The sequence below is a fragment of the Serratia nevei genome (assembly GCF_037948395.1).
Classification (GTDB): Bacteria; Pseudomonadota; Gammaproteobacteria; order Enterobacterales; family Enterobacteriaceae; genus Serratia; species Serratia nevei.
This window is the reverse complement of the sequence record NZ_CP149940.1, coordinates 4,897,651-4,923,216: the sequence shown is the minus strand read 5'-3', so window position 1 is coordinate 4,923,216 and position 25,566 is coordinate 4,897,651. Positions and strand designations below refer to the sequence as shown.

18 protein-coding genes, 3 tRNA genes and 4 rRNA genes are annotated in these 25,566 nt (G+C 58.1%); 16 read left to right on the top strand and 9 right to left on the bottom strand.

Going from position 1 to position 25,566, the window contains the following annotated elements; translation table 11 throughout:
* Positions 1-87 precede the first annotated feature (87 nt).
* The 4 genes from trkA to def all read right to left on the bottom strand — a co-directional run bounded on the left by trkA (position 88) and on the right by def (position 4,353).
* Positions 88-1,464: a Trk system potassium transporter TrkA gene (gene trkA, locus V8N38_RS23460; RefSeq protein WP_004929716.1), complete on the bottom strand. Its 1,377-nt coding sequence runs from the start codon at positions 1,462-1,464 to the stop codon at positions 88-90.
* A gap of 55 nt (positions 1,465-1,519) precedes the next feature.
* Positions 1,520-2,809, bottom strand: a complete 1,290-nt coding sequence (rsmB, locus tag V8N38_RS23455) for a 16S rRNA (cytosine(967)-C(5))-methyltransferase RsmB (protein WP_147840491.1) — start codon at positions 2,807-2,809, stop codon at positions 1,520-1,522.
* Positions 2,810-2,881: 72 nt separating this feature from the next.
* Complete coding sequence (gene fmt, locus V8N38_RS23450) at positions 2,882-3,826, bottom strand: methionyl-tRNA formyltransferase (protein WP_060424591.1); 945 nt, start codon at positions 3,824-3,826, stop codon at positions 2,882-2,884.
* 17 nt (positions 3,827-3,843) lie between these two features.
* Positions 3,844-4,353 carry a peptide deformylase gene (def, locus tag V8N38_RS23445; RefSeq protein WP_015379260.1) on the bottom strand — a complete coding sequence of 170 codons (510 nt, stop codon included), beginning with the start codon at positions 4,351-4,353 and terminating at the stop codon, positions 3,844-3,846.
* A gap of 133 nt (positions 4,354-4,486) precedes the next feature.
* Here def and dprA point away from each other — a divergent pair, with 133 nt between their 5' ends.
* Genes dprA through aroE form a run of 5 tightly spaced genes read left to right on the top strand, consistent with a single transcriptional unit; the run spans position 4,487 to position 8,031 of the window.
* Positions 4,487-5,608, top strand: a complete 1,122-nt coding sequence (dprA, locus tag V8N38_RS23440; RefSeq protein WP_147840490.1) for a DNA-protecting protein DprA — start codon at positions 4,487-4,489, stop codon at positions 5,606-5,608.
* Entirely contained in the window at positions 5,580-6,053 is a 474-nt protein-coding gene (smg, locus tag V8N38_RS23435) for a DUF494 family protein Smg (protein WP_033650013.1), read from the top strand. The genes dprA and smg overlap by 29 nt, the downstream gene beginning before the upstream one ends.
* Before the next feature lie 25 nt (positions 6,054-6,078).
* Positions 6,079-6,624 carry a type I DNA topoisomerase gene (locus V8N38_RS23430; protein WP_019456195.1) on the top strand — a complete coding sequence of 182 codons (546 nt, stop codon included), beginning with the start codon at positions 6,079-6,081 and terminating at the stop codon, positions 6,622-6,624.
* Positions 6,625-6,631: 7 nt separating this feature from the next.
* On the top strand, positions 6,632-7,201 hold the full coding sequence (gene tsaC, locus V8N38_RS23425) for an L-threonylcarbamoyladenylate synthase type 1 TsaC (protein WP_047729720.1): 570 nt from the start codon (positions 6,632-6,634) through the stop codon (positions 7,199-7,201).
* An 11-nt stretch (positions 7,202-7,212) separates the two neighbouring features.
* Positions 7,213-8,031: a shikimate dehydrogenase gene (aroE, locus tag V8N38_RS23420; protein WP_100396799.1), complete on the top strand. Its 819-nt coding sequence runs from the start codon at positions 7,213-7,215 to the stop codon at positions 8,029-8,031.
* A gap of 38 nt (positions 8,032-8,069) precedes the next feature.
* Here the strand turns inward: aroE and V8N38_RS23415 are convergent, their stop codons facing one another.
* Entirely contained in the window at positions 8,070-8,612 is a 543-nt protein-coding gene (locus V8N38_RS23415) for a gamma carbonic anhydrase family protein (RefSeq protein WP_004929699.1), read from the bottom strand.
* A gap of 506 nt (positions 8,613-9,118) precedes the next feature.
* Between V8N38_RS23415 and V8N38_RS23410 the strand changes: the two genes are divergently transcribed.
* The 11 genes from V8N38_RS23410 (at position 9,119) to aceK (ending at position 20,963) form a co-directional block, all read left to right on the top strand.
* Positions 9,119-10,660, top strand: a 16S ribosomal RNA gene (locus V8N38_RS23410).
* 74 nt (positions 10,661-10,734) lie between these two features.
* Positions 10,735-10,811 (top strand) — tRNA-Ile (locus V8N38_RS23405).
* Positions 10,812-10,849: 38 nt separating this feature from the next.
* Positions 10,850-10,925, top strand: a tRNA-Ala gene (locus V8N38_RS23400).
* A gap of 207 nt (positions 10,926-11,132) precedes the next feature.
* Positions 11,133-14,041 (top strand): 23S ribosomal RNA (locus V8N38_RS23395).
* 98 nt (positions 14,042-14,139) lie between these two features.
* A 5S ribosomal RNA gene (gene rrf / locus V8N38_RS23390) occupies positions 14,140-14,255 on the top strand.
* Positions 14,256-14,269: 14 nt separating this feature from the next.
* Positions 14,270-14,345, top strand: a tRNA-Thr gene (locus V8N38_RS23385).
* Positions 14,346-14,390: 45 nt separating this feature from the next.
* Positions 14,391-14,506, top strand: a 5S ribosomal RNA gene (rrf, locus tag V8N38_RS23380).
* The 16S, 23S and 5S rRNA genes sit together here with 3 tRNA genes alongside, the layout of an rRNA operon.
* Positions 14,507-14,887: 381 nt before the next feature.
* A complete protein-coding gene (gene metA / locus V8N38_RS23375; protein WP_049201551.1) occupies positions 14,888-15,817 on the top strand; it encodes a homoserine O-acetyltransferase MetA in 930 nt (309 codons plus the stop codon).
* 374 nt (positions 15,818-16,191) lie between these two features.
* Positions 16,192-17,790 (top strand): malate synthase A, encoded by a 1,599-nt coding sequence (gene aceB, locus V8N38_RS23370; RefSeq protein WP_049201549.1) that lies wholly within the window; start codon positions 16,192-16,194, stop codon positions 17,788-17,790.
* Positions 17,791-17,831: 41 nt separating this feature from the next.
* Positions 17,832-19,139, top strand: a complete 1,308-nt coding sequence (gene aceA / locus V8N38_RS23365) for an isocitrate lyase (protein ID WP_147840679.1) — start codon at positions 17,832-17,834, stop codon at positions 19,137-19,139.
* A gap of 69 nt (positions 19,140-19,208) precedes the next feature.
* Positions 19,209-20,963, top strand: coding sequence for a bifunctional isocitrate dehydrogenase kinase/phosphatase (aceK, locus tag V8N38_RS23360; protein ID WP_147840680.1), 1,755 nt, complete (start codon positions 19,209-19,211; stop codon positions 20,961-20,963).
* A 1-nt stretch (position 20,964) separates the two neighbouring features.
* On the opposite strand, the gene V8N38_RS23355 is transcribed toward aceK, so the two are convergent.
* From V8N38_RS23355 to gntK, 4 genes are all read right to left on the bottom strand, one after another.
* Positions 20,965-21,606, bottom strand: coding sequence for a bifunctional 4-hydroxy-2-oxoglutarate aldolase/2-dehydro-3-deoxy-phosphogluconate aldolase (locus tag V8N38_RS23355; RefSeq protein WP_147840681.1), 642 nt, complete (start codon positions 21,604-21,606; stop codon positions 20,965-20,967).
* Between the two features lie 46 nt (positions 21,607-21,652).
* Positions 21,653-23,467: a phosphogluconate dehydratase gene (gene edd / locus V8N38_RS23350; RefSeq protein WP_087762607.1), complete on the bottom strand. Its 1,815-nt coding sequence runs from the start codon at positions 23,465-23,467 to the stop codon at positions 21,653-21,655.
* A gap of 98 nt (positions 23,468-23,565) precedes the next feature.
* On the bottom strand, positions 23,566-24,903 hold the full coding sequence (gene gntU / locus V8N38_RS23345) for a gluconate transporter (protein WP_060425180.1): 1,338 nt from the start codon (positions 24,901-24,903) through the stop codon (positions 23,566-23,568).
* A complete protein-coding gene (gene gntK, locus V8N38_RS23340; RefSeq protein WP_038874371.1) occupies positions 24,900-25,439 on the bottom strand; it encodes a gluconokinase in 540 nt (179 codons plus the stop codon). Before gntK ends, gntU begins: the two co-directional genes overlap by 4 nt.
* Positions 25,440-25,566 lie beyond the last annotated feature (127 nt).

Genomic DNA, 25,566 nt, shown 5'->3' with positions numbered 1-25,566 from the left:
CCCTTTGCCACAAAAGGAGAGAAGTTTTATCTCCCCCAAGGCAGAGAACAACTACGCGATTATAGACCATCGCCTAATAAATTCGTTCTACAAGAAGAACGGGCTCGGTTGGAACAAGCGTTCAACGTCCGGCACGAATTTCTTGTCGGTAATAAACATGATGACGTGATCGCCCTGTTCGATTTTGCTATTGCCGTTGGCGATGATCACGTCGTCGCCACGCACGATCGCACCGATGGTGGTACCCGGTGGCAGCTTGATGTCTTCGACGATGCGGCCGACCACTTTGGACGTGCTTTCATCGCCGTGGGCAATCGCTTCGATCGCTTCTGCCACGCCGCGGCGCAGCGACGAAACGCTGACGATATCCGCTTTGCGCACGTGCCCCAACAGGGCGGAGATGGTCGCCTGTTGGGGGGAAATGGCAATATCGATCACGCTGCCTTGCACCAGATCGACATAGGCGCGGCGCTGGATCAATACCATTACCTTCTTGGCGCCCATGCGCTTGGCCAGCATGGCGGACATGATGTTGGCCTCATCGTCGTTGGTGATAGCGATGAAGACATCCACCTGTTCGACGTGCTCTTCGGCCAGCAGCTCCTGGTCGGAGGCATCGCCGTAGAACACGATGGTATCGTGCAGCTGCTCGGCCAGTTCGGCGGCGCGTTGCTGGTTTCGCTCGATCAGTTTGACGTTGTAGTCTTTTTCCAGCTTGGCGGCCAGGCCGGCGCCGACGTTGCCGCCACCGACGATCATGATGCGCTTATACGGTTTTTCCAGCCGCTGCAGTTCGCTCATCACCGCGCGGATATGTTGTGATGCGGCGACGAAGAACACTTCATCACCGGCTTCGATAATGGTCGAGCCTTGCGGCCTGATCGGTCTGTCCTGGCGGAAAATTGCGGCGACGCGGGTGTCGATATGTGGCATGTGTTCGCGCATCGAAGAGAGCGCATTGCCGACCAGCGGGCCACCGTAATAGGCTTTAACCGCGGCGATGCTGACCTTGCCTTCGGCGAAATTGACCACCTGCAACGCGCCGGGGTACTCAATCAGCTTGTAGATATAGTCTATGACCAACTGTTCCGGTGAGATCAGATGGTCGATCGGCACCGCTTCCGGCAGGAACAGTTTCTCCGACTCGCGGATATATTCCGGCGCGCGGATACGGGCGATACGGTTGGGGGTATTAAACAGAGAATAGGCGATCTGGCAGGCGATCATGTTGGTTTCGTCGGAGTTGGTGACGGCGACCAGCATGTCGGCGTCTTCCGCGCCGGCTTCGCGCAGCACTCGAGGGTGAGAGCCGTGCCCCTGAACCACGCGCAGATCGAATTTATCCTGCAGCTGACGCAGACGACCGGAATCGGTATCGACGACGGTGATATCGTTGTTTTCACCCACCAGGTTTTCCGCCAGCGTCCCGCCAACCTGACCGGCACCAAGAATAATTATTTTCATCGTGTTCTCTGCTTCACACTGAAAGACTTAGGGCGCGCGTGCACGCCCCGAAGCATTACATTTTAATCAGCTTAGCGTAAAAGAAGCCATCGCCGTCCTCGGGATGCGGGATATTCTGCCGCCCTGGCCGCTGCGCATCACCGGTTTCAACCAGTTTGGCATCGGCGTGGCGCTGCAAGAACGCGGCGATCTGGCTGCTGTTTTCATCCGGCAGGATAGAGCAGGTCGCGTAAACCATCACGCCGCCCGATTTCAGATGGGGCCAGACGGCTTCCAGGATGTCGGCCTGCAGCGCAGCGAGTTCGGCGATGTCGCGATCGCGGCGCAGCCATTTGATGTCGGGGTGACGGCGGATCACGCCGGTGGCGGAACAAGGCGCGTCCAGCAGGATCCGGTCGAACTGCTTGTCACCGCACCATTGCTGCGGGGTGCGGCCATCACCCAGCTTAACTTCGGCATGCAAACGCAGGCGCTGCAGGTTTTCTTTCACCCGCGCCAGGCGCTGTTCGTCGATATCGACCGCTATGACGTGCGCTTTCGGTGCCGCTTCCAGAATATGCGTGGTTTTGCCGCCAGGCGCGGCGCACAAATCGAGGATCTGTTCACCGTCTTGCGGATCCAATAGATCGACACAGCCCTGGGCTGAGGCATCTTGCACGGTGACCCAGCCGTCGGCGAACCCAGGCAGATCGGTCACGGCGCAAGGCGCCAGCAAACGCACTGCATCGGCATAGTCTGCGTGAGGTTCTGCGGCGATGCCGGCGTCGGTCAACAACTGCAGATAAGCTTCCCGGGTGTGATGCAGGCGGTTGACGCGCAGCCACATCGGTGGCTTCTGGTTATTGGCGTCGACGATCTGTTCCCAGTTGGCGGGATAGGCTTGTTGAAGGCGTTTCAGCAACCAGCTTGGGTGCAGATAGCGGCTGTCATTGTTGGCGGCGAGCTGTAGCAGCTCTTCCTGCTGGCGCTGGAATTGCCGCAAGACGCCGTTAATCAGGCCTTTCAACTGCGGGCGTTTCAGCGCTACCGCGCCCTCCACGGTTTCCGCCAATACGGCGTGCGCCGGGATACGGGTATACAGCAGCTGATACAGGCCGACCATCAGCAAATAGTGCAGCGTGCGCTGCTTGCCGGTCAGCGGCTTAGCCATCAATTGCTGAATGCACCATTCGAGCTGCGGCAGCACGCGCAGCGTGCCGAAACACAGTTCCTGCAGCAACCCGCGATCTTTATCGCTGATGGTGGTTTGGAGCGCCGGCAGGACGGTGCTGAGCGACTGCCCTTGATCCAGCACCTGGCCGATGGCTTTGGCAGCGATGCTGCGGAGATTGTAATTATTTTTCATAGGCTGAAGCTGATAACGATCGGCATTAAGAAAATAACGGCCCGGCGATGAACGGCCGGGCAGTGGGGTGACTTACAGCCGGTTACCCGGGGTAAACCATTCACGACGTGAATTTAAAAGGTCTTGCGCCGACATCGGTTTCTTGCCGGCGGGCTGCAGTTGGATCAGATTGAGGATGCCGTCGGCGGTCGCCACCTGAATGCCGTGCTTGTCGGCATGGACAACGGTGCCTGGCTCCGCGTTGGTGCTTTGCGTCAGTACGCTGGCTTGCCACACTTTCACCGGTTGATCGTCGATGGTGAAGTAGCTGACCGGCCAAGGGTTGAAGGCGCGGATACAACGCTCTAACTGAGCGGCGGACAGATTCCAGTCCAGACGGGCTTCTTCTTTGCTCAGCTTCTCTGCGTAGGTGACCAGCGCTTCGTCCTGCACTTCGCGGGTGGCGCTGCCGTCTGCCATTTGGCGCAGCGTAGTCAGCATGCCCTGCGGGCCGAGCTGTGCCAGCTTGTCGTAGAGACTGGCGCTGGTATCACTGCTCTCAATCGGGCAGGCAATCTTGTGCATCATGTCGCCAGTATCGAGACCGACGTCCATCTGCATGATGGTCACGCCGGTTTCGCTGTCGCCGGCCCAGAGCGAACGCTGGATCGGTGCCGCGCCGCGCCAGCGAGGCAGCAGCGAGCCATGTACGTTGATGCAACCGAGACGCGGCATATCTAGCACCGCCTGCGGCAGGATCAGCCCGTAAGCAACCACCACCATCACGTCGGCGTGGAGATCGGCCACCAGGCGTTGGTTTTCTTCGGGGCGCAGCGATTTGGGCTGAAAGACCGGCAGTTGGTGTTGTTCAGCCAGTACTTTGACCGGACTTGGCGTCAGCTTGTTGCCGCGGCCTGCCGGGCGGTCGGGCTGGGTAAAAACGCCGACAATCTGGTGCTCAGATGACAACAGCGCGTCAAGATGACGCGCTGCGAAGTCTGGTGTTCCGGCGAAAATAATCCGTAAAGAGTCAGACACGTTGATTTCCTGATCGGTTAGGCGCGGGCTTGAAGCTTGGCCATTTTTTCCAGTTTCTGACGAATGCGCTGACGCTTGAGCGGCGACAGGTAATCGACGAACAGTTTACCCATCAGGTGATCCATCTCGTGCTGGATGCAGATCGCCAACAGATCGTCCGCTTCCAGCTCGAAAGGTTTGCCTTCGCGATCCAGCGCGCGGATCTTCACCTGCGCGGCACGGGGTACCAACGCACGCTGTTCGGGAATGGAAAGACAGCCTTCCTCGATGCCGGTTTCGCCGCTTTTTTCCAGCAGTTCCGGGTTGATCAGCACCAGGCGCTGATCGCGATTCTCGGAGACGTCGATCACGATAATGCGCTGATGGATATCCACCTGAGTCGCAGCCAGGCCAATGCCTTCCTCTGCGTACATGGTTTCAAACATATCATCCACGATGCGCTGGATATCTGCATTGACTTCTTTTACCGGCGCTGCGACTTTGCGCAGACGCTCGTCTGGGAAATGTAATACCTGCAAGACTGACATATATCTTTAGATCTGTATCCGAGTAATGAACGAGGTTTAACCTCTATTCTAGACATTTCCCGGCCTGATTGACAGCATTGCGCACCAATTGCTCAGATTGGTAATACCACCGTTTTTGCTGAGGGAACAGACGATGCGGCCGGAAGAGATCGCTTTACGGATGCGAGGGGTAACGGGGCTGCAGACCGTTGTGGCCAGCCGGCTCGTGCGGCAGCTATCGCAAATGGGGTGCGAGCCTCGCCGCGTGCTGCATGAGCTAGGGTTGGACGAACGGCAGCAGACGCAGTTCAACCAGGTGGATCCCGGTTATCTGGCCGCGACCCTGCGTTGGCTGGAGGAGCCGGCGCACCGTATGCTGAACTACGGAGCGGCCGGTTATCCGGAACGCCTGGCCCAGATCGACGATGCGCCGCTGTTTCTGCTGATCGAGGGCGATCCTCAGGCGTTGCTGCGCCCGCAGCTCGCCATGGTTGGCAGCCGGCAGTTCAGCCACTACGGTGAGCGTTGGGCCAATTATTTCGCCGAGGAATTGGCGCGTTGCGGTTTCACCATCACCAGCGGTTTGGCGATCGGCATCGACGGCATTTGCCATCGCGCAGCGCTGGCGGTCGGGGGTTGCACGGTAGCGGTGCTGGGCAGCGGGCTGGCCAATGTTTATCCACGCCGGCACCGCAGGCTCGCGGAGCAGATTGTCGAGCAGGGCGGCGCGGTGATTTCAGATCATTTGGTCACGGATTTACCTCTGGCCGACCATTTTCCGCGCCGTAACCGTATTATCAGCGGGCTGAGCCAGGGCGTTCTGGTCATAGAAGCCTCGTTGCGCAGCGGTACTCTGGTGACGGCTCGCTATGCGCTGGAGCAGGGGCGTGAAGTGTTCGCCTTGCCGGGGCCGTTAGGGAACCCGATGAGCGAGGGGACACATTGGCTGATCCAACAGGGCGCGCACCTGGTCACCGGGCCTAAAGATATCGCAGAATTGCTGGGAAGCGGCCTTCACTGGCTGCCACTGAACGAAAATACAACTATTTGTGCGTCGCAGGCTGAAGTTGAATTGCCATTTGCCGATGTGTTGGCTAACGTAGGAGATGAGGTGACACCTGTTGACGTCGTCGCTGAACGTGCCGGCCAACCTGTGCCAGTGGTGGTAATCAAGTTACTCGAACTGGAGTTAGCAGGTTGGATCGCAGCTGTACCCGGCGGCTATGTCCGAATAAGGAGGGCAAGCCATGTTCGACGTACTCATGTACTTGTTTGAAACTTATATCCACAATGAACCAGAGATGCGCGTCGATCAGGATCAACTGACTGATGATCTCGCTCAGGCGGGGTTTCATCGGGATGATATCTACAACGCGTTGAATTGGCTTGAGAAGTTGGCTGACCTGCAAGAAGGTCAAAATGCGCCTTACTTTATGGATGCCGATCCGCTGGCGATGCGGATCTACACCGAAGAGGAAAGCGCGCGTTTGGACGCCGGCTGCCGTGGTTTTCTCCTGTTCCTGGAACAGATTCAGGTATTGAACCTCGAAACCCGTGAAATGGTTATCGACCGCGTTATGGCCTTGGATAATGCGGAATTCGATCTCGAAGATCTGAAATGGGTCGTGTTGATGGTGCTGTTTAATATCCCCGGATATGAAAGCGCCTATCAGCAAATGGAAGAACTGTTGTTTGAAGTGAACGAAGGTTATCTGCATTGAGCTGATAACGCGCATAGAAGACGTTATGACAAAAAACGCGATTTTTGCCGCCAGGCAAAATGAACCCTGTCCGGAATGCGGGGCCGAGCTGGTGATCCGTAGCGGTCGCCATGGCCCCTTCCTCGGTTGTTCCCAGTACCCTGAATGCCAATATATTCGCCCGCTGAAAGCGCAGGCCGACGGGCATATCGTCAAGGTGCTGGATGGGCAACAGTGCCCGAAGTGCCAGGCGACGTTGGTGCTGCGCCAGGGGCGCTATGGCATGTTTATCGGTTGCAGCGATTATCCGCAGTGCGATCACACTGAAGTGATCGATAAGCCTGACGAAACCGCCATTACCTGTCCGCAGTGCGGTCAGGGCAAACTGCTGCAGCGTAAATCGCGCTATGGCAAGGTTTTTCACTCCTGCGATCGTTACCCGGAATGCCAATTTGCCCTCAATGTTAAACCCGTCGCCGGTGAATGTGCCTATTGCCATTATCCGCTGCTGATGGAAAAGCGCACGGCAAAAGGCCCCGTCCTGTGCTGTGCCAGCAAGCTGTGCGGAAAACCCGTCGCGACTACAGAATAATCACATCATGAACTCAGAATTAAGCCCGAACCTTGTATCTATCATCGATGCTTTGCATCAGCAGCAGGTGATTGCCTATCCTACCGAAGCGGTATTCGGCCTGGGGTGCGATCCCGACAGCGAACAGGCGGTCAATGCGCTGCTAGCGTTGAAACAGCGGCCGTGGGAAAAGGGGCTGATTCTGATCGCCGCCGACTATGCGCAGCTTAAGCCTTATATCGACGACAGTGCGCTCAGCGAACAGCAGCGCGCGACGATGTTCGCCAGCTGGCCTGGGCCGGTAACCTGGGTGTTGCCTGCTCGCCCGGAGACGCCACGTTTACTGACCGGGCGTTTCAGCTCGCTGGCGGTGCGCGTTAGCGATCACCCGTTGGTGCAGCGGCTGTGTCGGCAGTACGGTAAGCCACTGGTATCGACCAGTGCCAATCTCAGTGGGTTGGAGCCGTGCCGCAGTGCGGACGAAGTCACACGACAATTCGGCACTGCTTTCCCGGTATTGGCCGGCGAGGTGGGTGGCCGTCTTAATCCTTCCGAAATCAGAGATGCTCTGACCGGCGAACAGATCCGTCAGGGCTAGAGGTAATGGGCATGGAGAAGTTTGCGGTATTTGGCAACCCTATTGGTCACAGCAAGTCGCCGCGAATTCATGCGCTGTTCGCTGCCCAGACTGGCATTGAGCATCCTTATGGAGCGGTGTTGGCGCCGTTGGACAGTTTTGAAACCAGCCTGCAGGCGTTTATCCACGCCGGAGGGCTGGGGGCGAACGTCACGGTGCCTTTCAAAGAGCGTGCTTATGAGCTCGCCTCCGAGCTGAGCGAGCGTGCAGCGATGGCCGGGGCGGTCAATACCCTGAAGGTATTGCCGAATGGCGGTCTATTGGGGGATAACACCGACGGCGTCGGTTTGCTGACCGATCTGCAGCGTCAACAATTGATCCGGCCGCAGGATCGCATTCTGCTGGTGGGCGCCGGCGGCGCAGCGCGCGGTGTGATCCTACCGCTGCTGTCTTTCGGCTGCCGGCTCACGATCACCAACCGCACCTTCAGCCGGGCTCAAGAGTTGGCCCACGCTTTCCGGCATTTGGGGGAAATCTCGGCGGCGCCGATGGATCAACTGGATCAGCAAGCGTTCGATCTGGTGATCAATGCGACGGCGTCCGGCATCAGCGGGGAGATCCCGGCCTTGCCCGCGGGCGTAGTCAACGCGAAAACCCGTTGTTATGACATGTTCTATCAGCAGGGCGTCACGCCATTCCTGGCCTGGGCGCAGCAGCGGGGGGCAACGGAATATGCCGATGGGCTGGGTATGCTGGTGGGGCAGGCGGCGCATGCTTTCCTGCTTTGGCACGGAGTGATGCCAGAGATCGAGCCGGTATTGCGCCAGCTGCGCAGCGAGCTGGCGGCATAAATCCTACCCCGTTCTCTTTATAGGGAACGGGGCGCCCATCAGATATCTTCCGACAGGTATTCGTCTTTCCAGCGTACATAGTTGTTAGAAGAGTAAAGCAATCCCTCCAACTCGGCGGCGGTCAACGGCCGAACCTGGCGTGCCGGGCTGCCCATATAAAGATAGCCGCTCGCCAGGCGCTTGCCCGGCGCCACCAAACTGCCGGCACCAATCATTACGTCGTCTTCTACTACTACACCGTCCAACAGGATCGATCCCATACCGACCAGCACCCGGTTGCCGATGGCGCAGCCGTGCAGCATCGCTTTATGGCCCACGGTCACGTCTTCCCCAATCAGCAGGGGATAACCGTCTGGGTTGTGTTCGGAACGGTGAGTCACATGCAGTACGCTGCCGTCCTGAATATTGCTGCGCGCGCCGATCTTTACCGCATTGACGTCGCCGCGGATAGCGACCAGCGGCCAGATGCTGACGTCATCCGCCAGATCGACGTCGCCGATCACGACGCTGGAAGGATCGATCAAGACGCGCTGACCGAGTTTGGGAGTGTATTGAAGATAAGAACGTACTGCATCGGACATAATGCTGCCTCACGTCGGGATCATATTTACCGGCAATACTAGACTCTGGCGATGGAATTACAACCAACGGCAGCGCCGGATCCTGCGGAAAATGGCCCTGATCGCACAAGATCCACCCGGAAGGGCTGAAAAGTGTGCAAACAGAAAGAAAAGATCAAAAAAGGGGTTGTGCAAAAAACTCGGATCCCTATAATGCGCCTCCATCGACACGGCGCAAGTGATTCACTTCACACAGCGGCCGGGAAGAAAGAGAAAAAATCCTGAAAATTAGGGTTGACTCTGAAAGAGGAAAGCGTAATATACGCCACCTCGAGTTAGCAAGCGAAAGCGCCTAACTCACTGCTCTTTAACAATTTATCAGACAATCTGTGTGGGCACTCCACAAGACGATATCCAGCATCTTCGGATGCAAAAAAATATCAAGTCTTGAAGAGTGACTAACTGAAGTAAAATTCATGCAGTAAATCTTTGAGCATCGCTTCTCGAGTGGAAGCAAATCAAGCTTTTAATTGAAGAGTTTGATCATGGCTCAGATTGAACGCTGGCGGCAGGCTTAACACATGCAAGTCGAGCGGTAGCACAAGGGAGCTTGCTCCCTGGGTGACGAGCGGCGGACGGGTGAGTAATGTCTGGGAAACTGCCTGATGGAGGGGGATAACTACTGGAAACGGTAGCTAATACCGCATAACGTCGCAAGACCAAAGAGGGGGACCTTCGGGCCTCTTGCCATCAGATGTGCCCAGATGGGATTAGCTAGTAGGTGGGGTAATGGCTCACCTAGGCGACGATCCCTAGCTGGTCTGAGAGGATGACCAGCCACACTGGAACTGAGACACGGTCCAGACTCCTACGGGAGGCAGCAGTGGGGAATATTGCACAATGGGCGCAAGCCTGATGCAGCCATGCCGCGTGTGTGAAGAAGGCCTTCGGGTTGTAAAGCACTTTCAGCGAGGAGGAAGGTGGTGAGCTTAATACGCTCATCAATTGACGTTACTCGCAGAAGAAGCACCGGCTAACTCCGTGCCAGCAGCCGCGGTAATACGGAGGGTGCAAGCGTTAATCGGAATTACTGGGCGTAAAGCGCACGCAGGCGGTTTGTTAAGTCAGATGTGAAATCCCCGGGCTCAACCTGGGAACTGCATTTGAAACTGGCAAGCTAGAGTCTCGTAGAGGGGGGTAGAATTCCAGGTGTAGCGGTGAAATGCGTAGAGATCTGGAGGAATACCGGTGGCGAAGGCGGCCCCCTGGACGAAGACTGACGCTCAGGTGCGAAAGCGTGGGGAGCAAACAGGATTAGATACCCTGGTAGTCCACGCTGTAAACGATGTCGATTTGGAGGTTGTGCCCTTGAGGCGTGGCTTCCGGAGCTAACGCGTTAAATCGACCGCCTGGGGAGTACGGCCGCAAGGTTAAAACTCAAATGAATTGACGGGGGCCCGCACAAGCGGTGGAGCATGTGGTTTAATTCGATGCAACGCGAAGAACCTTACCTACTCTTGACATCCAGAGAACTTTCCAGAGATGGATTGGTGCCTTCGGGAACTCTGAGACAGGTGCTGCATGGCTGTCGTCAGCTCGTGTTGTGAAATGTTGGGTTAAGTCCCGCAACGAGCGCAACCCTTATCCTTTGTTGCCAGCGGTTCGGCCGGGAACTCAAAGGAGACTGCCAGTGATAAACTGGAGGAAGGTGGGGATGACGTCAAGTCATCATGGCCCTTACGAGTAGGGCTACACACGTGCTACAATGGCATATACAAAGAGAAGCGACCTCGCGAGAGCAAGCGGACCTCATAAAGTATGTCGTAGTCCGGATTGGAGTCTGCAACTCGACTCCATGAAGTCGGAATCGCTAGTAATCGTAGATCAGAATGCTACGGTGAATACGTTCCCGGGCCTTGTACACACCGCCCGTCACACCATGGGAGTGGGTTGCAAAAGAAGTAGGTAGCTTAACCTTCGGGAGGGCGCTTACCACTTTGTGATTCATGACTGGGGTGAAGTCGTAACAAGGTAACCGTAGGGGAACCTGCGGTTGGATCACCTCCTTACCTAAAGATATTAGTTCGAGTGGCGTGCTCACACAGATTGTCTGATAGAAAGTAACGAGCAGAAATACCTTTATAGGCTTGTAGCTCAGGTGGTTAGAGCGCACCCCTGATAAGGGTGAGGTCGGTGGTTCAAGTCCACTCAGGCCTACCACTTCTCGGAAGTGGAAAAGGTACTGCGCGTGACTGTATGGGGCTATAGCTCAGCTGGGAGAGCGCCTGCCTTGCACGCAGGAGGTCAGCGGTTCGATCCCGCTTAGCTCCACCATATAGTCCGGTATTTCAATACTTCAGAGTATATTGGCGACAGTATGCTGCGAAGTATTTTGCTCTTTAACAATCTGGAACAAGCTGAAAATTGAAACATGACGGCTGAAATTTATCCCTCCGTAGATGTACTGGGATAAAGAGTAACCTGTCATAGAGTCTCTCAAATGTTTGCAGCACGAACGATGGAAACATCTTCGGGTTGTGAGGTTAAGTGACTAAGCGTACACGGTGGATGCCTAGGCAGTCAGAGGCGATGAAGGGCGTGCTAATCTGCGAAAAGCGTCGGTAAGGTGATATGAACCGTTATAACCGGCGATACCCGAATGGGGAAACCCAGTGTGTTTCGACACACTATCATGTCATGAATACATAGTGGCATGAGGCGAACCGGGGGAACTGAAACATCTAAGTACCCCGAGGAAAAGAAATCAACCGAGATTCCCCCAGTAGCGGCGAGCGAACGGGGAGGAGCCCAGAACCTGAATCGGCTTGTGTGTTAGTGGAAGCGTCTGGAAAGTCGCGCAGCAAAGGGTGATAGCCCCGTACACTAAAATGCACAGGTCGTGAGTTCGATGAGTAGGGCGGGACACGTGACATCCTGTCTGAATATGGGGGGACCATCCTCCAAGGCTAAATACTCCTGACTGACCGATAGTGAACCAGTACCGTGAGGGAAAGGCGAAAAGAACCCCGGCGAGGGGAGTGAAATAGAACCTGAAACCGTGTACGTACAAGCAGTGGGAGCACCTTCGTGGTGTGACTGCGTACCTTTTGTATAATGGGTCAGCGACTTATATTTTGTAGCAAGGTTAACCGTATAGGGGAGCCGTAGGGAAACCGAGTCTTAACTGGGCGATTAGTTGCAAGGTATAGACCCGAAACCCGGTGATCTAGCCATGGGCAGGTTGAAGGTTGGGTAACACTAACTGGAGGACCGAACCGACTAATGTTGAAAAATTAGCGGATGACTTGTGGCTGGGGGTGAAAGGCCAATCAAACCGGGAGATAGCTGGTTCTCCCCGAAAGCTATTTAGGTAGCGCCTCGTGAACTCATCTTCGGGGGTAGAGCACTGTTTCGGCTAGGGGGCCATCCCGGCTTACCAAACCGATGCAAACTCCGAATACCGAAGAATGTTATCACGGGAGACACACGGCGGGTGCTAACGTCCGTCGTGAAGAGGGAAACAACCCAGACCGCCAGCTAAGGTCCCAAAGTCATGGTTAAGTGGGAAACGATGTGGGAAGGCATAGACAGCCAGGATGTTGGCTTAGAAGCAGCCATCATTTAAAGAAAGCGTAATAGCTCACTGGTCGAGTCGGCCTGCGCGGAAGATGTAACGGGGCTAAACCATGCACCGAAGCTGCGGCAGCGACGCTTAGGCGTTGTTGGGTAGGGGAGCGTTCTGTAAGCCGTTGAAGGTGGCCTGTGAGGGTTGCTGGAGGTATCAGAAGTGCGAATGCTGACATAAGTAACGATAAAGCGGGTGAAAAGCCCGCTCGCCGGAAGACCAAGGGTTCCTGTCCAACGTTAATCGGGGCAGGGTGAGTCGACCCCTAAGGCGAGGCTGAAAAGCGTAGTCGATGGGAAACAGGTTAATATTCCTGTACTTGGTGTTACTGCGAAGGGGGGACGGAGAAGGCTAGGCTAGCCGGGCGACGGTTGTCCCGGTTTAAGCGTGTAGGGGGTGTGACCTGGTAAATCCGGTTACATACTCAACCCTGAGGCGTGATGACGATGCACTACGGTGCAGAAGTAGTTGATGCCCTGCTTCCAGGAAAAGCCTCTAAGCTCCAGGTAACATTGAATCGTACCCCAAACCGACACAGGTGGTCAGGTAGAGAATACCAAGGCGCTTGAGAGAACTCGGGTGAAGGAACTAGGCAAAATGGTGCCGTAACTTCGGGAGAAGGCACGCTGGCATGTAGGTGAAGTCCTTCGCGGATGGAGCTGAAGCCAGTCGAAGATACCAGCTGGCTGCAACTGTTTAATAAAAACACAGCACTGTGCAAACACGAAAGTGGACGTATACGGTGTGACGCCTGCCCGGTGCTGGAAGGTTAATTGATGGGGTCAGCCGCAAGGCGAAGCTCTTGATCGAAGCCCCAGTAAACGGCGGCCGTAACTATAACGGTCCTAAGGTAGCGAAATTCCTTGTCGGGTAAGTTCCGACCTGCACGAATGGCGTAATGATGGCCAGGCTGTCTCCACCCGAGACTCAGTGAAATTGAACTCGCTGTGAAGATGCAGTGTACCCGCGGCAAGACGGAAAGACCCCGTGAACCTTTACTATAGCTTGACACTGAACATTGAGCCTTGATGTGTAGGATAGGTGGGAGGCTTTGAAGCGTGGACGCCAGTCTGCGTGGAGCCATCCTTGAAATACCACCCTTTAATGTTTGATGTTCTAACTCGGCCCCGTGATCCGGGGTGAGGACAGTGTCTGGTGGGTAGTTTGACTGGGGCGGTCTCCTCCCAAAGAGTAACGGAGGAGCACGAAGGTTAGCTAATCACGGTCGGACATCGTGAGGTTAGTGCAAAGGCATAAGCTAGCTTGACTGCGAGAGTGACGGCTCGAGCAGGTACGAAAGTAGGTCTTAGTGATCCGGTGGTTCTGAATGGAAGGGCCATCGCTCAACGGATAAAAGGTACTCCGGGGATAACAGGCTGATACCGCCCAAGAGTTCATATCGACGGCGGTGTTTGGCACCTCGATGTCGGCTCATCACATCCTGGGGCTGAAGTAGGTCCCAAGGGTATGGCTGTTCGCCATTTAAAGTGGTACGCGAGCTGGGTTTAGAACGTCGTGAGACAGTTCGGTCCCTATCTGCCGTGGGCGTTGGAAGATTGAGAGGGGTTGCTCCTAGTACGAGAGGACCGGAGTGAACGCACCACTGGTGTTCGGGTTGTCATGCCAATGGCATTGCCCGGTAGCTAAGTGCGGAAAAGATAAGCGCTGAAAGCATCTAAGCGCGAAACTTGCCTCAAGATGAGTCTTCCCTGGGCCTTTAAGGCCCCTGAAGGAACGTTTAAGACTAAGACGTTGATAGGCTGGGTGTGTAAGTGCAGCGATGCATTGAGCTAACCAGTACTAATGATCCGTGAGGCTTAACCTTACAACACCGAAGGTGTTTTTAGAGAGATTTTCAGCGAAGTTCCGAGATTGGTTCTGATGGCGACACGAGAGTGACGCGGTTGGAATAAAACGAATTTGCCTGGCGGCAATAGCGCGGTGGTCCCACCTGACCCCATGCCGAACTCAGAAGTGAAACGCCGTAGCGCCGATGGTAGTGTGGGGTCTCCCCATGCGAGAGTAGGACACTGCCAGGCATCAAATTAAGCGTGCTGATATGGCTCAGTTGGTAGAGCGCACCCTTGGTAAGGGTGAGGTCCCCAGTTCGACTCTGGGTATCAGCACCACTTTATTTAAAGTGGGTTTAGAAGTTCGGCAGAAAAAAGAATTTGCTTGGCGGCAATAGCGCGGTGGTCCCACCTGACCCCATGCCGAACTCAGAAGTGAAACGCCGTAGCGCCGATGGTAGTGTGGGGTCTCCCCATGCGAGAGTAGGACACTGCCAAGCATCAAATAAAACAACAAGCCTCATGCGAAAGCATGGGGCTTTTTGTTTTGTCTGTTATTTGGTGTTCTGCTCGAGCATGGGCATGCGAAAGGCCCGTCGGGAACGGGCCTTAACGCCGCGTGCGGCGGCCCCGCAGGGGAGAGTCTCAGGATGAGACGAATACTGTAGGACACTGCCAAGCATCAAATAAGCCAAGAGGCCATCCGAAAGGATGGCCTTTTTGCTTTTCAGTCCCTTTACTCCCCCTCCTCATATCTTGGCGCAGAGCGCGCAATGAAACATTTTCACCTTTCCGCCGAATGCTCGACATCGACGGAAAAAAACGCTATCTTCGGGCATCTAGAAGTCTAAACGTATAAATGGATGTGTGAGGGTTAAGCAATGCCGATTCGTGTTCCTGATGAGTTACCTGCGGTCAATTTCTTGCGCGGTGAGAATGTCTTCGTGATGACATCCTCGCGGGCAAAAACACAGGAAATCAGGCCACTGAAAGTGCTGATCCTCAACCTGATGCCAAAGAAGATCGAAACGGAAAACCAGTTTTTGCGCCTGCTGTCCAACTCGCCGCTGCAGATTGATATCCAGCTGCTGCGTATCGATAGCCGCGAATCGAAGAACACGCCGGCCGAGCATCTGAATAACTTCTACTGCGACTTCGAGGATATCCAGAACGAGAACTTCGATGGTTTGATCGTTACCGGCGCGCCGTTGGGGCTGGTCGATTTCTGCGATGTTGCCTACTGGCCGCAGATCGAGCGCGTGATCGACTGGGCCAAGCACCACGTTACCTCCACGCTGTTCGTGTGCTGGGCGGTACAGGCGGCGTTGAATATTCTGTATGGCATTCCCAAGATGACGCGCGAGGTGAAGCTCTCCGGCGTTTATCCGCACCAAACGCTGCAGCAGCATGCGTTGCTGACACGCGGCTTCGACGAAAGCTTCCTGGCGCCGCATTCACGCTATGCCGATTTCCCGACCGAGGTGATTCGTCAATATACCGACCTGGATGTTCTGGCCGAATCCGAGCAGGCCGGCGCCTACCTGTTTGCCAGCAAGGACAAGCGCCTGGCGTTTGTCACCGGCCATCCGGAATACGATACGCTGACCCTGGCAGGAGAGTATTGTCGCGATAACGAAGCCGGCCTCGATCCCGCCGTTCCACTCAACTACTTCCCCGATGACAACCCCGCACTGACACCGAAAGCCACCTGGCGCAGCCATGGCCATCTGCTGTTCTCCAACTGGCTCAACTATTACGTCTACCAGATCACGCCGTATGATCTGCGCCATATGAATCCGACGCTCGACTGATTTTTTCTGCTCGCCGGCGGCTGAATCGAGGCCGCCGCGCCGTTGATCCTCTGAACGATCCTCTTTTTCTCCGTCACACCTCCTTAAAGTCCATTGTTAAACAAGGCGTTAGCGCATCTTTATCACTCTGATGGAAGCGATTTCCTTACCTGTCATCATTGTTATTTTATCTAACCAATTGATAATAAAGTGTTAATAAAATATTTAATAATAAAATGGAAATGGTTTTTGATTTTTATTTTTTGTTGAGTATTCTTAGAGCTATCGGGATGAGATCTGACCAGTTGAGGATCGTTTCATCCGCCCTGATCCACAGTGATTTCTGATGAAAATGCGCCGGTCGCGCGAGCGCAACGATGGGAAGGAGCAAGGTCATGACACAACAGATAGCAGGCACGGAGTTAAGGTTTACGCAGGGTTTCGCCGCAGCGGAGCGCCAGGTGTTGACCGATGAAGCGGTTGAATTCCTGGCGGAACTGGTGGGGAAATTCACGCCGCGGCGCAACGAGCTGCTGGCGGCGCGTGTCCGCTGGCAGCAAAATATCGATCGCGGCGAACTGCCGGGATTTATTTCGGAAACCACTTCCATTCGCGAAGGTGATTGGCAGATCCGCGGCATTCCACAAGATCTGCGTGACCGCCGGGTCGAGATCACCGGGCCGGTTGAGCGCAAGATGGTGATCAATGCGCTTAATGCCAACGTAAAAGTGTTCATGGCAGACTTCGAAGACTCGCTGGCGCCAAGCTGGGACAAAGTCATCGACGGCCAAATTAACCTGCACGATGCGGTTAACGGCACCATTTCCTACACCAATGAAGCAGGCAAAATCTACCAGCTGAAACCGAACCCGGCGGTATTGATCGCTCGCGTGCGCGGCCTGCATTTGCCGGAAAAACACGTGCTGTGGCGTGATGAAGCCATTCCCGGCGGCCTGTTCGATTTCGCGCTGTACTTCTACCACAACTATCGCCAGCTGCTGGCCAAGGGCAGCGGGCCGTATTTCTATCTGCCGAAAACCCAGTCCTGGGAAGAGGCGGCCTGGTGGAGTGATGTCTTCAGCTTTACCGAGGATCGTTTCGATCTGCCGCGCGGCACCATCAAAGCGACCGTGCTGATCGAAACCCTGCCGGCGGTGTTCCAGATGGACGAAATTCTCTACCACCTGCGCGACCACATCGTCGGCCTGAACTGCGGCCGCTGGGATTACATCTTCAGCTACATCAAAACGCTGAAGAATCATGGCGATCGCGTGCTGCCGGATCGTCAGTCGGTGACCATGGAGAAACCTTTCCTCAGCGCCTATTCGCGTCTGTTGATCAAAACCTGTCACAAGCGCGGCGCGTTCGCCATGGGCGGTATGGCGGCGTTTATCCCGAGCAAAGACGCCGAGAAAAATGACTGGGTGTTGAATAAGGTACGGGCGGACAAAGAGCTGGAGGCCAGCAACGGCCACGACGGCACCTGGGTGGCACACCCGGGGCTGGCGGATACGGTGATGGAGGTATTTGGCAAAGCATTGGGCGATCGCCAAAACCAGCTGGAGGTGCTGCGTGAGCAAGACGCGCCGATCAGCGCCGCACAGCTGCTGGCACCGTGCGACGGCGAACGCACCGAGGCGGGGATGCGCGCCAATATCCGCGTGGCGGTGCAGTACATCGAAGCCTGGATCTCCGGCAACGGTTGCGTGCCGATTTACGGTTTGATGGAAGATGCGGCGACGGCGGAAATCTCCCGTACGTCAATCTGGCAGTGGATCCACCACGAGAAGAGCCTGAGCGACGGGCGTCCGGTCACCAAGGCGCTGTTCCGCCAGATGCTGCAAGAAGAGATGTTGGTGGTGCGTGAAGAAGTGGGGGAAGCGCGCTTTAACGCCGGCCGGTTCGAAGAGGCGGCGCGCCTGATGGAGCGCATCACCACGCAAGATGAATTAATCGATTTCCTGACGCTGCCCGGCTATGAGCTGCTGGCCTGAGTTTTCCCAATCAACCCTACACGACTGAAAGGATAAAAATTATGTCTACCTCTCGCTCTCAACAGATCCAGCAGCTGGAACAGGAATGGAAATCGGCCCGTTGGGACGGCATTACCCGCCCTTACAGCGCCGAAGACGTGATCAACCTGCGCGGTTCGGTCAACCCGGAATGCACCCTGGCGCAAAACGGCGCCGCCAAACTGTGGGCATTGTTGAACGGCAAGGCGCGCAAAGGCTACGTGAACTGCCTGGGCGCGCTGACCGGCGGCCAGGCGCTGCAGCAGGCCAAAGCCGGCGTCGAGGCTATCTACCTGTCCGGTTGGCAGGTGGCGGCGGACGCCAACAGCGCGGCGGCCATGTACCCTGACCAGTCGCTGTATCCGGTGGACTCGGTGCCGAAGGTCGTCGAGCGCATCAACAATACCTTCCGCCGCGCCGATCAGATCCAATGGGCTAACCAGATTGAGCCGGGCAGCAAAGGCTACACCGATTATTTCCTGCCGATCGTCGCCGATGCGGAAGCCGGCTTCGGCGGCGTGCTGAACGCCTTCGAGCTGATGAAAGCGATGATCACCGCCGGCGCCGCCGGGGTGCACTTTGAAGACCAGCTGGCGGCGGTGAAGAAATGCGGCCATATGGGTGGCAAAGTGCTGGTGCCGACGCAAGAAGCGATCCAGAAGCTGGTCGCCGCACGCCTGGCGGCTGACGTGCTCGGCGTGCCGACGCTGGTGATCGCCCGTACCGACGCCGATGCGGCCGACCTGCTGACCTCCGATTGCGATCCGTATGACAGCGCCTTCGTCACCGGCGAGCGCACGGCGGAAGGCTTCTTCCGCACCCATGCCGGCGTCGAGCAGGCGATCAGCCGCGGCCTGGCCTATGCTCCTTACGCGGATATGGTGTGGTGCGAAACCTCAACGCCGGATCTGGATGCCGCTCAGCGCTTCGCCGACGCCATCCACGCCAAATACCCGGGCAAGCTGCTGGCCTACAACTGCTCGCCGTCGTTCAACTGGAAGAAGAACCTCGACGACCAGACCATCGCCCGCTTCCAGCAGGCGCTGTCGGACATGGGCTACAAGTATCAGTTCATTACGCTGGCGGGCATCCACAGCATGTGGTTCAACATGTTCGACCTGGCGCACGCCTATGCGCAGGGCGAGGGCATGAAACACTACGTCGAGAAGGTGCAGCAGGCGGAGTTCGCCGCGGTGGATCGCGGCTACACCTTCGCGTCGCACCAGCAAGAGGTGGGCACCGGCTACTTCGACAAGGTCACCACCATCATTCAGGGCGGCGCCTCTTCGGTCACCGCGCTGACCGGTTCGACGGAAGAACAGCAGTTCTGATGCGGCAAGCTTGAAGACGTTTCACCCGGAGCCTGCATGCGCAGGCTCCTTTTTCTGGCGGGGGTAAGGATGGCGGCAAAACTGGAGTTGTTGATCGCACAGACGATCCTGCAGGGCTTCGATGCGCAGTACGGCCGCTTTCTGGAAGTGACCGCCGGCGCGCAGCAGCGCTTCGAGCAGGCGGACTGGCCGGCGGTGCAGCAGGCGATGAAAAAGCGCATCCATCTGTACGACCATCACGTCGGCCTGGTAGTGGAGCAACTCAAATGCATCACCGGGCAGAAATACTTCGACGCCGACTTCCCCAGCCGGGTCAAAGCGGTCTATATCGACCTGCTGCCGGACTATCCGCGTTTCGAGATCGCCGAAAGCTTTTTTAACTCGGTCTACTGCCGGCTGTTCAAGCACCGCGATCTGACGCCGGACAAGCTGTTCGTCTTCAGTTCGCAGCCGGAGCGGCGCTTTCGCGATATTCCGCGTCCGCTGGCGCGCGATTTCACGCCCAATGGCGATCTGCCGGCGATGCTGCGCAGCGTACTGAGCGATCTGCCGCTGCGTCTGCCGTGGGAGGATTTGACGCGCGATATTCGCTACATCACTCAGGCGCTGCAACGCGCCTTCAGCGCACAGCAGCTGGCGGGGGCAACCTTCCAGATCGCCAACGAACTGTTCTACCGCAACAAGGCCGCCTGGCTGGTCGGCAAGCTGCGCCTGGCCGACGGCGTTTATCCGTTCTTGCTGCCTATCCACCACAGCGAATCGGGCGCGCTGTTTATCGACGCCTGCCTGACCGGTAAGGCTGAGGCCAGCATCGTCTTCGGCTTCGCCCGTTCTTATTTCATGGTCTACGCGCCGCTGCCGGCGGCGATGGTGGAGTGGCTGCGTGAGATCCTGCCGGGCAAAACCACCGCCGAGCTGTACATGGCGATCGGCTGCCAGAAGCATGGCAAAACCGAATGCTATCGCGAATACCTGACCTTTATGGCGCAGTCGCAGGAGCAATTTATCATCGCGCCGGGGGTGAAGGGCATGGTGATGCTGGTGTTCACCTTGCCGTCTTTCGACCGGGTATTCAAAGTGATCAAGGACGAGTTCGCCCCGCAAAAAGAGGTGACGCAGGCGCAGGTGATGGCCTGCTATCAGCTGGTGAAAGAGCACGATCGCGTCGGGCGCATGGCGGATACCCAGGAGTACGAGAATTTCGTCGTCGACAAGGCGCGCCTCAGTCCGGCGCTGTTGGCGGAACTGCAGCGCGAAGTGCCGGGCAAACTGGAAGATCTCGGCGATCGCATCGTGATCAAGCACCTGTATATGGAACGGCGCATGACGCCGCTGAACCTGTATCTGGAGCAGGCCAACGACCAGCAGATGCGCGATGCGATCGAAGAGTACGGCAATGCCATCAAGCAGCTGGCCGCCGCCAATATCTTCCCCGGCGACATGCTGTTCAAGAACTTTGGCGTGACGCGCCACGGGCGGGTGGTGTTCTACGACTACGACGAAATTTGCTACATGACCGAGGTTAACTTCCGCGACATTCCGCCGCCGCGTTATCCGGAGGACGAGCTGGCCAGTGAGCCGTGGTACAGCATCGCGCCCAACGACGTGTTCCCGGAGGAGTTCCGCCACTTCCTGTGCGGGGATCGGCGCATTCGGCAGGTGTTTGAGGAGTTGCACAGCGATCTGTTTACGGCTGAGTATTGGCGCGGGTTGCAGCAGCGCATCCGCGAGGGGCACGTGGAAGACGTGTTCGCTTACCGCAAGAAGCAGCGGTTCAGCCAGCGCTGCGGGGCGGCGCTGCCGGCCGCCACCGCTGCGATGTAAATCAGGCCTTGGCGCCCGCGACGGCGGCGCGCGCCAGTTCGGTGATGCGGGCGTAGTCGCCGCTTTCCAGCGCGTCCGCCGGCACCAGCCAGGAGCCGCCGATGCACAGCACGCTTTTCAGCGCCAGATAGCTGCGGTAATTGTCCGGTGAGATGCCGCCGGTCGGGCAGAAGCGCACCTGCGGGAACGGGCCGCCGATCGCCTGCAGCGCTTTTACGCCGCCGTTGGCTTCCGCCGGGAAGAATTTAAACTCGCGCAGGCCGTAATCCATGCCCAGCATCAGCTCGGAAACGGTGCTGATGCCCGGAATAAGCGGAATGGACCCGGCGGTGGCCGCCTTGAGCAGCTCGTCGGTCAGCCCCGGGCTGATGGCGAACTGCGCACCGGCCTCGGTCACTTCACGCAGCTGCTGGGGATTGATCACGGTACCGGCGCCGATGATCGCTTCCGGCACTTCTTGGGCGATGGCGCGAATGGCGTCCATGGCGCAGGCGGTGCGCAGCGTCACTTCCAACACCCGCACGCCGCCGGCGACCAGCGCTTTCGCCAGCGGCACCGCATGTTCCAGCTTGTTGATCACGATGACCGGCACCACCGGCCCCGCCGTCAGGATCTGCTCGGCACTTGTTTTCCATTGGTTCATGATGACGTTCTCCTCTGTGGCCGCCGCCAGGCGGCCAGGCTATCGATTAAAATTTGATGCAGCAGGCGCCTTGCTCGGCGCCGGACAGCTGGCTGCGCAGCGCGCCGAACAGCTCGCGGCCGCAGCCGATGTGTTCTGCGCTCAGATCGGGCTGGCATGGCGCGCGCTGGGCCAGTTCGTCGGCGTCGACCAGCACCTGCAGCTCGCCGCTGCGGCCGTTGACGCGGATCGGATCGCCGTCGCGCACTTTCGCCAGCAGGCCGCCGGTATAGGCTTCCGGGGTGACGTGGATGGCGGAAGGCACCTTGCCGGAGGCGCCTGACAGGCGGCCGTCGGTCACCAGCGCCACTTTGAAGCCGCGATCCATCAGCACGCCCAGCGGCGGCATCAGCTTGTGCAGCTCAGGCATGCCGTTGGCCTGCGGCCCCTGGAAGCGCACCACCACCACGCAATCGCGATCCAGCTTGCCGGCTTCGAACGCCGGCACGATGTCGTGCTGGCTGTCGAACACCACCGCAGGCGCTTCGATGATCTGGTTGTCGGCGGGCACCGCCGAGGTTTTCATCACCGCACGGCCCAGATTGCCGGTCATCACTTTGGTGCCGCCGTGATGCTCAAACGGCTGAGCGACGCTGGCGATCACGCTGGCGTCGAGCGAGCCGGCCACGCCTTCACGCCACACCAGCTGGCCATTATCCAGCCAGGGTTCCTGGGTGTAGCGGTGCAGGCCGAAACCGGCCACGGTGTGCACGTCTTCGTGCAGCAGCCCGTGTTGCAGCAGCTCGCGCACCACCAGCGGCACGCCGCCGGCGGCCTGGAACTGGTTGATGTCGGCCGGGCCGTTCGGATAGATGCGGCACAGCAGCGGCACCGCCTCCGACAGCTCCGAGAAGTCGTCCCAGGTAATGATGATGCCCGCTGCGCGCGCCATCGCCACCAGATGCATGGTCAGGTTGGTGGAGCCGCCGGTGGCCAGCAGCGAGACGATGCCGTTTACCACCACTTTCTCGTCCACCAGGCGGCCGATCGGCAGGTAGTTGCCGGCGGTGTCGGTCAGTCGCGTCACCTGGCGCGCGGCGGCGTCGTTCAGCGCGTCGCGCAGCGGCGTGTCCGGATGTACGAAAGAGGCGCCCGGCAGGTGCAGGCCCATCACTTCCATCACCATCTGGTTGGTGTTGGCGGTGCCGTAGAAGGTGCAGGTGCCGATGCCGTGATAGGACGCGGCCTCGGCTTCCAGCAGCGCCAGGCGGTCGGCCTTGCCCTCGGCGTACAGCTGGCGCACGCGTACCTTTTCCTTGTTGGGTAAACCGCTGCTCATCGGGCCGGCCGGCACGAACAGCGCGGGCAGGTGGCCGAAGGAGAGGGCGGCCATCACCAGCCCGGGCACGATCTTGTCGCAGATGCCGAGGAACAGCGCGCCGTCGAACATGTTGTGCGACAGGCCGACGGCGGCCGACATGGCGATCACGTCACGGCTCATCAGCGACAGCTCCATGCCGTCCTGCCCCTGCGTCACGCCGTCGCACATCGCCGGCACGCCGCCGGCTACCTGGCCCACGGCGCCCACCGCCTGCAGCGCCTGTTTCAGCCGCTGCGGGTAGTGTTCGTACGGCTGGTGGGCCGACAGCATGTCGTTATAGGCGGTGATGATGGCGATATCGCTGCGCACCATGTTTTTCAGCGCCGTCTTGTCATCGGGCTGACAGGCGGCGAAGCCGTGGGCCAGGTTGCCGCAGGCCAGCTGCGCGCGGTGGACGGTTTGGGAACGGGCCGCTTCGATACGCGCCAGATAGGCGGCACGGCTGGCCTGGGAACGGTGGGTGATGCGCTGTGTGACACGGGACAAGGTTGGGTTAATCATGCCTTCCTCACATTGCTGTTGTTATAGTCGCCGCCTGTGGCGGTGCCCCCGGTGGTGATTTGCAGCCCTGGTGTGCAAGGCCGGGGGCGATTTAGGATTTAAAACATCGTGAATGCCATCATGCCGATAGCGCCGCCGACGCTGCCCAGAATCGTTTCCATCACCGTCCAGGTTTTCAGCGTTTGCAGTTCGTTGGCGCCGGTGAATTTGCCGAACAGCCAGAAACCGGCGTCGTTGACGTGGCTCAGCACGATGGAGCCGCCGGCGATGCAGATAGCCAGCGCGGCCAGCTGCCCGCCGTTCAATCCGAGCTGGCTGGTGACCGGCAGCACCAGGCCGACGGTGGTCAGGCAGGCGACGGTGGCCGAGCCCTGAATCACCCGCACCATGGCGGAAAGCGCAAAGGCGGCCACGGCGATCGGCAGGCCGGCGCCGATCATGGCGTCACCCAGCGCCGGCCCTACGCCGGAATCCACCAGGATCTGTTTGAACACCCCGCCGGCGCCGGTCATCAGTAGGATGATCCCGGCCGGTTGCACCGCGGCGGAGCAGATGGCCAGCGTCTGTTCGTTGCTCATGCCGCGCGGTTTCGCCAGGCCGTAAATCACGATCAGGCAGGCCAGCAGAATGGCGGTAAACGGGTGGCCGATAAACTCCAGCCACTGCTGCAGCTGTGAACCCGGAGTGACCAGCCGCGCGCCGATGGTTTTCATGCCGACCAGCACCAGTGGGCACAGCACCAGCGCCAGGCTGAAGCCGAATGACGGCAGATTGCCCTTGGTCAGCGTCGGCTCGTTCTCTTCCGGCGGCATTGGCCAGTTGACGAAGCGGCTGATAAAGCTGCCGTACAGCGGGCCGGCGATCAGCATGCCGATCACCGCCGCCACCAGGCCGATGGCGATCATCCAGCCGAAGTCAGCCTTCATCTGCGAAGCCAGCAGCATCGGTACCGGCCCCGGCAGCAGGAAGGAGGCGGCGGCGGCCACGCCGGCGAACAGCGGGATCGCCAGCTTGACGATATTGCCGTCGGTGCGGCGCGCCACGGCGAACACGATGCCGATCAGTAGCACCACCGCCACGTCGAAGAACAGCGGCAGCGCGCAGATCAGGCCAGCGATGCCGAGCGCATAGTGCGCCTTGCTTTGTCCGAATCGTTTCAGCAATTGCGCCGCAATTTGATCGAGCGCGCCGACCTCATGCAGGATCTTGCCGAACATCGCCCCCAGCGCCACCACGATCGCCAGAAAGCCCAGCGTGTCGCCCATGCCTTTTTGCATGGTGTCGGCGATATGGTCCAGCGGCATGCCGGAGAAAATGCCGGCGGCGATGGACACCAGCATCAGCGCGACGAAGGCGTGCATGCGCGCCTTCATCACCAGGAATAACAGCAGTAAAACCGAGCCGACTGCGGTACCGACCAGCGTAACGGTACTCACGCGCACACGTCCTGCGGCAGGAAGCTCTGGATATGGCGCACGGTATCGGCGATCACCGCGTCCAGCGGCTGGTTGATGTCGATCGCCATCACGTCGCTTTCGTCGGCGCCCGGTTGCTCCAGCGCGGCGAACTGGGTGACCAGCATCTGCGGTTTGAAGAAGTGGCCGTTACGCGCCGCCAGGCGGGATTCGATCACCGGGAACTCGCCGTGCAGGTAGATAAACGACAGGTTGCCGTTGCCGGCGCGCAGGCGGTCGCGATACTGCTTTTTCAGCGCCGAGCAGACGATGATCGACACGTTGTTGGTGCGCTGCATGGCGAAGGCGGCATCGTTGAGCGCGGCCAGCCATGGGGCGCGATCGTCGTCGTTCAACGCGTCGCCGGCGGCCATTTTCAGGATGTTGCTGCGCGGATGCAGGAAGTCGCCGTCGAGGAAGCCGGCGGAGAGTTGGCGGGCCGCGGCGGCGGCGACGGCGGACTTACCGCTGCCGGAAACGCCCATAACGACGTAAATGCGATTTTGATTGTTGGTCATGGCTTGGCTCCAAAACACCGGGTGACGTTACCTTCGTTCAGCTTGATTGTTACCGGTAACATGTTATCGGTAACATTGTCGAAGGAAGTGTGAGCGGTTGCAATGGGCTTTCGCCGTGAGGATCGTT

What these genes read in the sequence shown, in the direction of transcription:
- tsaC (WP_047729720.1), top strand. Translation starts at nt 6,632, where the DNA reads ATGAACTCAGAATTAAGCCCGAACCTTGTATCTATCATCGATGCTTTG.
- aceK (WP_147840680.1), top strand. Translation starts at nt 19,209, where the DNA reads ATGGCGGCAAAACTGGAGTTGTTGATCGCACAGACGATCCTGCAGGGC.
- trkA (WP_004929716.1), bottom strand. Translation starts at nt 1,464, where the DNA reads ATGAAAATAATTATTCTTGGTGCCGGTCAGGTTGGCGGGACGCTGGCG.
- V8N38_RS23430 (WP_019456195.1), top strand. Translation starts at nt 6,079, where the DNA reads ATGACAAAAAACGCGATTTTTGCCGCCAGGCAAAATGAACCCTGTCCG.
- rsmB (WP_147840491.1), bottom strand. Translation starts at nt 2,809, where the DNA reads ATGAAAAATAATTACAATCTCCGCAGCATCGCTGCCAAAGCCATCGGC.
- V8N38_RS23415 (WP_004929699.1), bottom strand. Translation starts at nt 8,612, where the DNA reads ATGTCCGATGCAGTACGTTCTTATCTTCAATACACTCCCAAACTCGGT.
- aroE (WP_100396799.1), top strand. Translation starts at nt 7,213, where the DNA reads ATGGAGAAGTTTGCGGTATTTGGCAACCCTATTGGTCACAGCAAGTCG.
- V8N38_RS23355 (WP_147840681.1), bottom strand. Translation starts at nt 21,606, where the DNA reads ATGAACCAATGGAAAACAAGTGCCGAGCAGATCCTGACGGCGGGGCCG.
- smg (WP_033650013.1), top strand. Translation starts at nt 5,580, where the DNA reads ATGTTCGACGTACTCATGTACTTGTTTGAAACTTATATCCACAATGAA.
- edd (WP_087762607.1), bottom strand. Translation starts at nt 23,467, where the DNA reads ATGATTAACCCAACCTTGTCCCGTGTCACACAGCGCATCACCCACCGT.
- def (WP_015379260.1), bottom strand. Translation starts at nt 4,353, where the DNA reads ATGTCAGTCTTGCAGGTATTACATTTCCCAGACGAGCGTCTGCGCAAA.
- metA (WP_049201551.1), top strand. Translation starts at nt 14,888, where the DNA reads ATGCCGATTCGTGTTCCTGATGAGTTACCTGCGGTCAATTTCTTGCGC.
- gntK (WP_038874371.1), bottom strand. Translation starts at nt 25,439, where the DNA reads ATGACCAACAATCAAAATCGCATTTACGTCGTTATGGGCGTTTCCGGC.
- aceB (WP_049201549.1), top strand. Translation starts at nt 16,192, where the DNA reads ATGACACAACAGATAGCAGGCACGGAGTTAAGGTTTACGCAGGGTTTC.
- aceA (WP_147840679.1), top strand. Translation starts at nt 17,832, where the DNA reads ATGTCTACCTCTCGCTCTCAACAGATCCAGCAGCTGGAACAGGAATGG.
- dprA (WP_147840490.1), top strand. Translation starts at nt 4,487, where the DNA reads ATGCGGCCGGAAGAGATCGCTTTACGGATGCGAGGGGTAACGGGGCTG.